Annotated in this window: 10 protein-coding genes and 2 riboswitches; of the genes, 1 reads left to right on the top strand and 9 read right to left on the bottom strand. The window is 72.1% G+C overall.

Going from position 1 to position 10,373, the window contains the following annotated elements:
• The first annotated feature begins 656 nt into the window (after window positions 1–656).
• Complete coding sequence (locus ABD140_RS32190; protein ID WP_344245269.1) at window positions 657–1,475, top strand: NAD(P)-binding domain-containing protein; 819 nt, start codon at window positions 657–659, stop codon at window positions 1,473–1,475.
• 430 nt (window positions 1,476–1,905) lie between these two features.
• Here the strand turns inward: ABD140_RS32190 and ABD140_RS32185 are convergent, their stop codons facing one another.
• The 9 genes from ABD140_RS32185 to purU all read right to left on the bottom strand — a co-directional run bounded on the left by ABD140_RS32185 (window position 1,906) and on the right by purU (window position 10,314).
• Entirely contained in the window at window positions 1,906–3,324 is a 1,419-nt protein-coding gene (locus tag ABD140_RS32185; RefSeq protein WP_344245267.1) for an FAD-dependent oxidoreductase, read from the bottom strand.
• Between the two features lie 220 nt (window positions 3,325–3,544).
• Window positions 3,545–4,804, bottom strand: a complete 1,260-nt coding sequence (locus ABD140_RS32180) for a serine hydroxymethyltransferase (protein WP_344245266.1) — start codon at window positions 4,802–4,804, stop codon at window positions 3,545–3,547.
• Complete coding sequence (gcvH, locus tag ABD140_RS32175; protein WP_344245265.1) at window positions 4,801–5,187, bottom strand: glycine cleavage system protein GcvH; 387 nt, start codon at window positions 5,185–5,187, stop codon at window positions 4,801–4,803. Before gcvH ends, ABD140_RS32180 begins: the two co-directional genes overlap by 4 nt.
• Window positions 5,184–6,290 (bottom strand): glycine cleavage system aminomethyltransferase GcvT, encoded by a 1,107-nt coding sequence (gene gcvT, locus ABD140_RS32170; protein WP_344245264.1) that lies wholly within the window; start codon window positions 6,288–6,290, stop codon window positions 5,184–5,186. The genes gcvH and gcvT overlap by 4 nt, the downstream gene beginning before the upstream one ends.
• Window positions 6,291–6,370: 80 nt before the next feature.
• Window positions 6,371–6,453, bottom strand: a riboswitch (glycine riboswitch).
• Between the two features lie 4 nt (window positions 6,454–6,457).
• A riboswitch (glycine riboswitch) is annotated at window positions 6,458–6,557 on the bottom strand.
• A 64-nt stretch (window positions 6,558–6,621) separates the two neighbouring features.
• The gene (locus tag ABD140_RS32165; protein ID WP_344245263.1) at window positions 6,622–7,413 is read right to left on the bottom strand and encodes a TSUP family transporter; all 792 of its coding nucleotides are present in this window, start codon (window positions 7,411–7,413) and stop codon (window positions 6,622–6,624) included.
• Window positions 7,414–7,679: 266 nt separating this feature from the next.
• Window positions 7,680–8,204: an Asp23/Gls24 family envelope stress response protein gene (locus ABD140_RS32160; RefSeq protein WP_344245261.1), complete on the bottom strand. Its 525-nt coding sequence runs from the start codon at window positions 8,202–8,204 to the stop codon at window positions 7,680–7,682.
• The gene (locus ABD140_RS32155; protein ID WP_344245259.1) at window positions 8,204–8,806 is read right to left on the bottom strand and encodes a DUF6286 domain-containing protein; all 603 of its coding nucleotides are present in this window, start codon (window positions 8,804–8,806) and stop codon (window positions 8,204–8,206) included. Before ABD140_RS32155 ends, ABD140_RS32160 begins: the two co-directional genes overlap by 1 nt.
• 61 nt (window positions 8,807–8,867) lie before the next feature.
• Window positions 8,868–9,440, bottom strand: a complete 573-nt coding sequence (locus ABD140_RS32150; RefSeq protein WP_344245257.1) for a YdeI/OmpD-associated family protein — start codon at window positions 9,438–9,440, stop codon at window positions 8,868–8,870.
• 37 nt (window positions 9,441–9,477) lie between these two features.
• On the bottom strand, window positions 9,478–10,314 hold the full coding sequence (gene purU / locus ABD140_RS32145) for a formyltetrahydrofolate deformylase (protein ID WP_344245255.1): 837 nt from the start codon (window positions 10,312–10,314) through the stop codon (window positions 9,478–9,480).
• Between the last annotated feature and the right edge of the window lie 59 nt (window positions 10,315–10,373).

Below are 10,373 nucleotides of genomic sequence, written 5' to 3'. Positions count from 1 at the left end.
GTTCCGATCCTCCCCGCGGGCCCGTCGACGAGCACGTCGTGGACGCCGCCGTCATCGCCTACATGGACGCACCCCGCCACGCCGCCGGCCGCATCCCGCACCCCGCACCGATCGTCCACGCCCCACTCCGTCGCGCGACACCGCGGACTTCCCACACCACCGCATGCCCCTCCATCGGCCAGGTGGTCTCTCCGAGTTCGGACCGCGGCATCCGGTACACGCCAAACGCCGGACCATCCATCTCGGGACCGCCTGCCGCCCATCACGTGCGGCCACGTGCGGCGGCGAACGAACCCGATCGGGGCCGCGTATCGCCCGGCCTTTCGTCTAGAGCAGGACCGAACAGAACTCCTCACCGTCCGGCCTGCCATCACCTCGTGCGATCCGGACCGCCCGCCACCCGGATCACGTGCGCCTCGTCACGGACGGTGACATGAACGGGCCAGCATCGCTGGGACCGTATATCGCCCGTTTGGAGCAGGGTCGAATGGGACCTGTCGGCGAACGTGTTGCCGTCTCCTCGTGCGGTTCGGGTCGTCCGACGGGCGGGACGTGTGCTGTCTCGTCGTGGATGGGGGCGACGGGCGGGTGGGGCTTGGCAGGGGGAGAGGGGTGGGACAGAATGGAAACGGTGTTTCCCAATGGAGGGCTTCGGCGTGCATTACGTGATCATCGGTTGTGGCAATGTCGGTATGGAGCTGGCGCGGCGCTGGACGGAGGCGGGGCACCGGGTGACCGGGACGACCACGACCGAGGGGCGGGTGGCCGAGCTTCGGGGGGTCTGCTCCGATGTGGCGGTGCTGCGGGGCAGCGACCGGGAGGCCGTCGAGAAGGCCGTGTCGGGGGCGGACGCGGTCGTGTTGACGGTGAGTCCGCGGATCTCGCGGTCGTTCGACGCCGAGTCACGGATCGCCGAGTACGCCGACACGCTCACGGCCAGCGCGGCCACGGCGGCCGCGGCGCATCCGCGGGTGGTGTTCACCAGCTCGATCTCCGTCTACGGGGCGGGACGCGGGGAGCTGGTGGACGAGACGACGCCGCCGACCGACGACGACGACGCCTCTCCCCGCAACTTCGTCTCGGGCGAGGAGGCCGTGCTGGCCGCGCCGCGCGGCGCGGTCGTGCGCATCCCGGACGTGCACGGCCACCCCCGCGACATCGACTACCCGGCGCGGGTGCGGATGGCCCACGAGATGCTGGGCGGCAGCGTCCCCTTCTCGGCCGAGTCGCTGCTGTACCGCATCGACTACCGCGACGCCGCCGCCGCGCTGGACTTCGTGGTCGCCCAGGGCCTCACCGGCGTCTACAACGCCATCCCCGACGAGACCGTCCCGCCGACCAACGCCGAGGCGTTCGGCGCGATCTGCGCCGCCGAGGGCCTCCCCCCGCTGAACTTCCGCGGCGAGATCAAAACCCCCGTCATGCCGGTCTCCTCGGCCAAACTCCGCGCCGCCGGCTTCACCTTCACCCACTGACCCCGCACGAGCCCCGCCGCGGCACGGCCGACAAGACCACCGAGCCGCCGCGGGGCTCCACCACACTCCCCCGCCCAAATCCAAGCCCCTCATCCCGGCCCCCTCGACCAGGCACCACGTCATCGGCCTCAGCTCCCTCGACCAGGCACCATGCCGTCGGCTTCAGCTTCGGCCGCCGGCCCCGCCGGGGCACTGCCGACAAGACCACCGAGCCGCCGCAGGGCTCCACCACACTCCCCCGCCCAAATCCAAGCCCCTCATCCCGGCCCCCTCGACCAAGCACCACGCCGTCGGCTTCAGCTTCGGCCGTCGGCTCCGGACGGCCCCGTCTGGGCACGGTCGGCGAGACGGGCGGGGTGGGGGGCAGGCGTGTTCTCGCGGCGGGAGTGGAACTTCGTCATGTCGGTCCGGGAGAGCGGGCTCGGGGTGGTCAGGAGGTGGCCAGGGTGCGGCCCAGGATGCGGCCGAAGGCCATGGCGGGGGTGAGGCACATGCCGGAGCAGAAGGCGTTGCCGTTCACGGCGGCGGAGCCGATGACCTCGCCGATGGCGTAGAGGCCGGGGATGGGCGTGTTGTTCTCGCGGCGGACGCGCAGGGACGTGTCGACGTCCAGGCCTGCGAAGGTGATCAGGGTGACGGGGTGGTTCTCGATCGCGTAGAAGGGGGCTTCGGTGATCGGGGCGGGCAGGTGCGCGCGGCCGAACTCCTCGTCGCGGCCGGCGGCCACCGCGGCGTTGTAGCGGGCCGCGGTCTCGGCCAGGCCCTCGGGTGAGATGCCCGCCTTCACGGCGAGCTCCGCGAGGGTCGCGGCCTTGTGGACGCCGCGGCGTTCACCGCACCGGGCGTCGAGGTCCTCGGGGGTCCAGCCGTGCACCATCGGCCGGGATTCGCGGAGCGCGCGGGCGTCGAAGACCATCCAGAAGGTCATCTGGTCGACGGCCGTCAGCCTCCGCTCCTTCAGGTCGATGCTCGGGTCGTCCTCGGCCACCCAGCGCCGCCCGTTCCGGTCGACGTAGATCTCCCACGGCGGGCGTTCGGGGGCCACCAGCTGCGGCCGGTGCAGCCAGTCCACGCGCAGGTCGTCGCCCTCGGGCGGCAGCCCGCCGAAGGTGGGGATGTACTTGCCGCGCCCCTGGACGCCCGCGCCGATGCGGCGGCCCATCTCAACGCCGTCGCCGGTGGACGTGGGGGCGGCGGACGTCGTCAGCGGCGCCCCGTCCAGTTCGGCGAACAGCTCGGGGGCGTAGCCGAATCCGCCTGTCGCCAGCACCACGGAGGGCGCCCGGAAGACCCGCCCGTCCTCGGTCGTGACGCCGACGACCTGCTCGTCGGCGGCGTCCCCGTCCCGCTCGACGAGCAGTTCCGCGACCCTCACCCCGCAGCGCACGTCCGCCTTCCCGGACTTCACGTGCGGCTCCAGCAGCAGTTCCAGCACCCGCAGGATCTCCGGCCCGCCCGGCAGGTCGGGTGCGTGCACCGTACGGGGCGTGCGGTACTGCTCGTGCCCGTGCACGATCCGCGGGGTGGCCGGGTCGATGGCGTATCCGGCGTCCAGCAGCCACTCCAGGACCGCGGGCTGCTCGGCCAGCGACAGCAGGGTGAGGTCCTCCCGCCCGGTGCCCCGGCTGATGCGCCGGATGTCGGCCCAGTGCGCCGCGACGTCGTCCTCGATGCCCTTCGCCCGCTGCGCCGAGAACCCCGCGGCCGACAGGTGCCCGCCGGAGTAGGGCAGCGCCCCGCCGACCCGCCCGGCCTTCTCCAGCAGGAGCACCTCCGCCCCCGCCTCGGCCGCGGCGATCGTGCACGCCAGCCCTCCGGGACCCGCACCCACCACGATCAGATCCGCCATCACCCCTCCGCACCGCGTTCCTCCAGTGGATACAGTGTTTCCCCAAAGACCTCCCCCGGTCAAGAAACCCCCGCCCCGACACGAGCCCCGGCCCGCAACGCGCAAGGTCTCAACCCGGGACGGCGCGAAGGACCGGCACGGAAAAGCGCGAGGCCCCGGCCGAAGAACGGGCGGGGCCTCGCGGGTGGAGCGGGACGCCGGGCGGGGGCCCGGCGGGGCGTCACAGGTCCGGGTAGAGCGGGTGCCTGTCGGCCAGGGCCTTGACGCGGGCGGACAGGGCCGAGGCGTCGAAGGACGGCTGGAGGGCGAGGGCGATGATGTCGGCCACCTCCTCGAAGTCCTCCTTGGTGAAGCCGCGGGTGGCCAGCGCCGGGGTGCCGATGCGCAGGCCGGAGGTGACCATCGGCGGGCGCGGGTCGTTGGGGACGGCGTTGCGGTTGACCGTGATGCCGATCTCGTGCAGGCGGTCCTCGGCGTCCCGGCCGGTCAGCTCGGAGTCCACCAGGTCGACCAGGACCAGGTGGACCTCGGTGCCGCCGGTCAGCACCTTCACGCCGGCCTTGGCGGCGTCGTCCTGGAGCAGGCGGGCCGCGATGGCCTGCGCGCCCTCCAGGGTGCGCCGCTGGCGGTCCTTGAACTCCTCGGTCGCCGCGACCTTGAGCGCCACGGCCTTGGCCGCGATCACGTGCTCCAGCGGGCCGCCCTGCATGCCGGGGAAGACCGCGGAGTTGATCTTCTTGCCGAGCTCCTCGCGGGCCAGGATCAGGCCGCCGCGCGGCCCGCCCAGCGTCTTGTGCGTGGTGGTCGTGACGACGTCGGCGTACGGCACCGGCGACGGGTGCAGCCCGGCGGCGACCAGCCCGGCGAAGTGCGCCATGTCGACGAACAGCAGCGCGCCCACCGAGTCGGCGATCTCGCGGAACCGCGCGAAGTCCAGCTGCCGCGGGTAGGCCGACCAGCCGGCGACGATCATCTTGGGCCGGTGCTCGGCCGCCAGCGCCGCGACCTCGTCCATGTCGACCCGGCCGTCGGACTCCCGCACGTGGTAGGGCACCACGTTCAGGAACTTGCCGGAGTAGTTGAGCCGCATGCCGTGGGTCAGGTGCCCGCCGTGCGCCAGGTCGAGGCCGAGCACGGTGTCGCCGTGGTCCAGGAGCGCGAAGTACACCGCGGTGTTGGCCTGCGCGCCCGAGTGCGGCTGGACGTTGGCGTGCTCGGCGCCGAAGAGCGCCTTGGCCCGGTCGATCGCCAGCTGCTCGGTGACGTCGACGTACTCGCAGCCGCCGTAGTAGCGCCGGCCGGGGTAGCCCTCGGCGTACTTGTTGGTCAGCACCGAGCCCTGGGCCTCCAGGACCGCCACCGGGGCGAAGTTCTCCGAGGCGATCATCTCCAGGGTGTGCTGCTGGCGCCCCAGCTCGGCGCGGACCGCCTCGTGGACCTCGGGGTCCACCTCGGACAGGTGCTGGAAAAGGGTGCTCATGCTTCCTCGATGATCTTGGAGTAGGCCTCGGCGTCGAGCAGGTCCGGGTTGTCGTCGCCGATCCGGATCCGGTACAGCCAGCCCTCGCCGTACGGGTCGGCGTTGATGGTCCCCGGGTCGTCGACGACCGCCTGGTTGACCGCCACGACCTTGCCGGACAGCGGCGAGTAGATGTCGGAGACCGACTTGGTGGACTCGGCCTCGCCGCACGGCTCGCCCGCGGTCACCTCGTCCTCCTCCGCGGGCAGCGAGACGTACACGATGTCGCCGAGGGCGTCGGCGGCGTAGTCGGTGATGCCGACGGTCACGACGCCGTCCTCACCGTCCAGGCCCGAGACCCATTCGTGCTCCTCGGTGTAGCGGAGCTGCTCAGGAACGCTCACTTGTCTGTTCTCCTGTAGAAGGGCAGGTCGACCACGTCGACCGGTTCGTGCTTTCCGCGGATGTCGACGGCGACCGGCACGGCGCCGGTTCCGACGTAGGCCATGGCGATGGGCTTGCCCAGGGTCGGGGAGGGTGCTCCGCTGGTCACCACGCCGCAGGGCGCGCCGTCCTCGCCGATGACCGCGTACCCCGCCCGCGGCACCCGCCGCCCGCGCGCGACGAGCCCGACGAGCTTGCGGGACGGCCCGTTCTCGGCGACGGCCGCGAGGGCGTCGCGTCCGACGAAGTCCTTCTCCAGCCGCACGATCCGGCCGAGACCAGCATCGTACGGGGTCAGCTCGGCGGTCAGCTCATGCCCGTACAGCGGCATGCCCGCCTCCAGGCGCAGCGTGTCGCGGGCCGACAGCCCGCACGGGGTGATCCCGTCCCCGCCCGCCTCGGTGATCCGCTGCCAGAGCTCCACGGCGTCCCCGGCGTCGACGAACAGCTCGAAGCCGTCCTCACCGGTGTAGCCGGTGCGGCCGATGAAGGCGACGACGCCGCCCACCGTGCCGCTGACCAGGGAGTAGTACTTCAGCCCGGCGAGGTCGACGTCGGTCAGCCGCGCCAGGATCTCCTGCGCCCCGGGCCCCTGGACGGCCAGCAGCGCGTAGTTCTCGGTCTGGTCGTCGACCGTGGCCTCGAAGTCGGCGGCCCGCGCCGTCAGCTCGGCCGCGACCACCCCGGTGTTGGCGGCGTTGGCCACCACCAGGAACCCGTGCCGGCTGAGCCGGTAGACGATCAGGTCGTCCAGCACCCCGCCCCGCTCGTCGACGAGCATCGTGTAGCGCGCCCGGCCCTGTTCCAGCGCCGAGATGTTCCCGGCCAGCGCGTGGTCCAGCGCCTCGCCGGCCTGTGCGCCTGTAACGAAGATCTCACCCATGTGCGAGACGTCGAAGATCCCGGCGGAGGTCCGCACGGCCTGGTGCTCGGCGGTCTCCGACTTGTAGCGCAGGGGCATGAGGTACCCGGCGAAGTCGACGAGATTGCCGCCGAGCTCCTTGTGCAGCTCGTACAGCGGCGTCGTCTTCACGGCGGCGGGTTTTTCAGAGGCAGGGGACACCTGGGTGAGCTCCTTGTGACCGGCACACGGCAGAACGTTTCCCATCGTCCCATCCGTACACCTGCTGAGTGGGCCCTCCCCCTCTGTCTTCTCTGCCTGAGAGCTTCACCCGTACGGGCTTTCACCTTCGGCGGAAGGCTCCGGCGCCTTCTCTTTCCAGAGGCCGCCCACCCCTCGCGGTCCTGGGTGCCTGAGAGGTTCCGGGGAGGAATTGCTCCTTCGGCGGCCCGGACCCGCCGGGCCCGGACGCTCTCCCGCACGGGATCATTCGGCGTCACCCCAACTATAGGGCTCCCCGTCCGCCCCGTCGGCGCCAGGATGCCCTTCGCCCTCAGCCCAGGCCCTGCGCCAGGTAGAGCAGGGAGACGGCGACGGCCAGGCCGCCCAGGAGCAGCCGGAGCGCCTTCTCGGGGAGCCGGGGCTGCAGGAGGGCGCCCAGGTAGCCGCCCGCCAGGCCGCCCAGGCCGCACAGGAGGCCCAGGGTCCACAGGGGCGCGATGTCGCCGGGGGCGATCAGGGACAGGACGGCGTAGGCGGCGGCGCCCACGATCGAGGTGACGAAGGTGGCGGCCAGGGCTGCGGGGGCCACGACCGCGACGGGCAGGCCGCGGCCCACCAGGATCGGGCCGAGCAGGGAGCCGCCGCCGACCCCGTAGATCCCGCCGACGACGCCGACGCCCAGGGCCAGCGCGGTCACCGCGGTACGGGACGGCTCAGGCGCCGGGGGCCGGGGGGACGGGCGCAGCGTCCGCAGGCACAACCACGTGCCCAGGGGGAGCAGGAAGGCGGCGACCAGCAGCCGGAAAACGGTCGGACCCGGCAGGGCGAAGACCCGGATCACCGCGCCGACGACCACGCCGGGCGCGGTCCCGGCCACCAGCAGCCGGGCCAGGGGGCCGGTCAACCGTCCCGTCCGGCGGTACCGGATCAGCGCGCCGGGCCCCGCCACCACGTTGAACAGCAGGTTGGTGGGGGTGACGGCCGGGCTGGGCACGCCCAGCACGCTCAGTTGGACGGGCAGCAGGAACACCGCTCCCGACACGCCCACGGGCGCGGTCACCACCGCGATCAGCAGTCCGGCGCAGAGCCCGAGCAATCCGGTCTGCCAGAATTCCCAAGCCATTAGACCAGGATTGCATAGATAAGTCCGCGCACCGTGGAGACCGGCGGCGCCTCGGTGCGCCGCCGGTCCCGAGCAGAAGGTCTAGCTCTGTTGGCTCAATCCCTCGCGGTCCCCCTTCCCCGACCCGGAGACGGAACATGATGCAGTGGTCACTGCTGATCGATACCCCCTGCGGATGGACGAGGAGTGACTTACTTAGCAACGACTGTACGAAGCGCCGCCCGGTACGGCGCTATCAGAACCGACAAATGCCGGTAGACCTCTCTTTAAGCGATACGCGTCTCGTGGTAGACCAGCCGGAACCGCAGGACCGCGTGCAGGTCGGGCATCTCGATCGCCTCGCGGAAGCGCACCAGCGAGTCCTCGCTGATCCGGGCGAGCAGCAGCCCGAGGTCGGCGCTCTCGTGGCAGAGGATCTGCAGCATCACCCGCGGCCGGGAGCGCGTGCCGGTGAAGCGCACGCGCACGTCGTGCACCCCCGGCAGCCCCAGCACCTCGCGGGTGAGCCCGGCCACCGCCTCGTTCGTCAGCGCCTTCCGGCGCCCGCCCAGCAGGGTGAAGCGGCGTAGCGCCGCCGCCCTGCCCTGGAGCAGCAGCCAGCACGTCCCCAGCACCGCCACCGCGGTCAGCAGGCCCGCCACCGCCGGCCAGAACCAGGGGTTGCGGGCGATGAAGCCGGAGGTGCCCTCGCCCAGCACCGGCCGGTCGCCCAGGAACCTGTTGAGTCCCAGCAGCACCCCGCTCGTCCCGCACAGCGCCAGCCCCGTCAGCGTCAGTCCCCTGCGCGCCATCAGCCCCGCCGACCCAGCCGGACGGCGACCGCGCGGCCGCGCTGCGGTCCGATCTCCTCCAGCCGGGCGAGCACCGCCCGGCGCAGCGGGACGATCGCCTCGGGCGGCGTGCCGCGCCGCGCTCCGGCCCGTACCGTGATCCGCCAGCCGACGCTCACCCGCGCCCGCACCACTCCTGGCGCCCCCAGCGCCGCGTCCTCCAGCGACCGGCGCAGCCCGTCCCTGCTCAGCGCCGCCGAGACCGCGGGGTCGTCGCCCCGGAGCAGCTCCATCCGGTCGTATCCGGGCAGCACCGCCAGCAGCAGGAGGACCATGCCCGCGATCCACAGGAGGTAGGCGGCCAGCTCCACCGCCGGATCGCCCCACAGCAGCGTCCGCAGCTCGGCGTCCAGCCGCTCCGCCCACGCGGGCGGCACGAGATGGTGCCCGTACCGGCGGGCCAGCACCTCCGCCGCGCCGAACCCGCCGCACGCCGCCATCAGGAGGGCGACGGCCGCCTCGGCGCCCGCCCGCTCCTTGCGGAACTCCCTGGCCGCGCGCCTGCGCGCCTCCCGCCGCCGCGCCGAATCCCCGAACAGCTCCGTGACCAGCGTCTCCCCCATAAGGGAACAGTAACCGAGCCACCACGTACGGCGATCTTCCCCGCCCCCCGAGTCGCCGGTTTCAGAGGTGGAGCTTCTCGCCCCTGCCCAGCATCGCGACGAACTTCTCGATCCGGGCGGCACGGGTCTGGGGGCGCTTGGCGTCCTGGATCCGGTACAGGATGGCGTAGCGGTTGCGCCCGTCGAGGCCGGCGAAGAACTCTGCGGCGGCCGGGGCCGCGTCCAGCGCGTCCTGGAGGTCCTCGGGGACCACGGCGTTGCGCGGCGAGGCGTAGGCGCGCTCCCACCGCCCGTCCGCGCGGGCCCGCTCCACCTCGGCCAGCCCCGCCGGGCGCATCCGGCCCGCGGCGGTCAGCTCGGCGACGCGCTCGCGGTTGACCTGGGACCACTTGCTGCGGGGCGTGCGGGGGGTGAAGCGCAGCAGCCAGTACGTCTCGTCCAGGGGCGCCTTCTGACCGTCGATCCAGCCGAAGCACAGTGCCACGTCACGGGCCTCGGGGTAGGTGATGGACGCCACTCCCGAGCCCTTCTTGGCGAACTTGAGCCACAGTCCCGGGGACACCTCGTGCTCGGCCTCCAGCCACTCCTCGAAGGCGGACGAGGACGCGAAGGCGAAGGTCGGCAGATCGCTCATACGCGCGACCCTAACGGCCGCCCGTGACATTTCCGGATCAGCGGAAGACGACGGTCTTCTCGTCGTTGAGCAGGACGCGGTGCTCGGCGTGCCAGCGGACGGCGCGGGCCAGGGCCAGGCACTCCATGTCGCGGCCGACGCGGCGCAGGTCCTCGGGGGTGTGGGTGTGGTCGACCCGGGCCACCTCCTGCTCGATGATCGGGCCCTCGTCCAGGTCGGGGGTGACGTAGTGGGCGGTGGCGCCGATCAGCTTCACGCCGCGCTTGTGCGCCTGGTGGTAGGGCTTGGCGCCCTTGAAGGACGGCAGGAACGAGTGGTGGATGTTGATCACCTTGCCCTGCAGCTTGGCGCACAGGTCGTCGGTGAGGATCTGCATGTAGCGGGCGAGCACCACCAGGTCGGCGTCGTAGTGCTGGACGAGGGTGAGGATCTCGGCCTCCTGCGCGGCCTTGCCCATCGTCATCGGCAGGTGGTGGTAGTCGATGCCGAAGGACTGGGTGAGCGGGCGCAGGTCCGGGTGGTTGGAGACGACCGCGACCACGTCGATGTCCAGCAGGCCCGAGCGCATCCGGAAGAGCAGGTCGTTGAGGCAGTGCCCCTCCTTGGACACCATGATCAGCACCTTCATGCGGGTGGCGGCGTCGCTGAGGTGCCAGTCGAGCGAGAACTCCCGCCCCAGCGGCGCGAACAGCCCCTGGAGCTCCTCCAGGCCCTCCTGGGCGGTGAACTGCACGCGCAGGAAGAACCGCCCGGCGTCCTGGTCGCCGTACTGCTGGCTCTCCAGGATGTTGCACTGCCGGGACGCCAGCAGGCCGGAGACGGCCGCCACGATGCCCGGACGGTCGGGGCACGACAGCGTGAGGATGTAACTCAACTCTCCACCTTCTGCAGGGGACGCCGGGGGCACGATGACTCGCCAGTTTATGCCCTGGT

Origin of the sequence: Actinocorallia libanotica, assembly GCF_039525175.1 — a bacterium.
In the GTDB taxonomy this organism is placed as follows: domain Bacteria; phylum Actinomycetota; class Actinomycetes; order Streptosporangiales; family Streptosporangiaceae; genus Actinocorallia; species Actinocorallia libanotica.
Note: the sequence above shows the minus strand (reverse complement) of the source record. Positions and strands in the feature narration are given on the sequence as shown.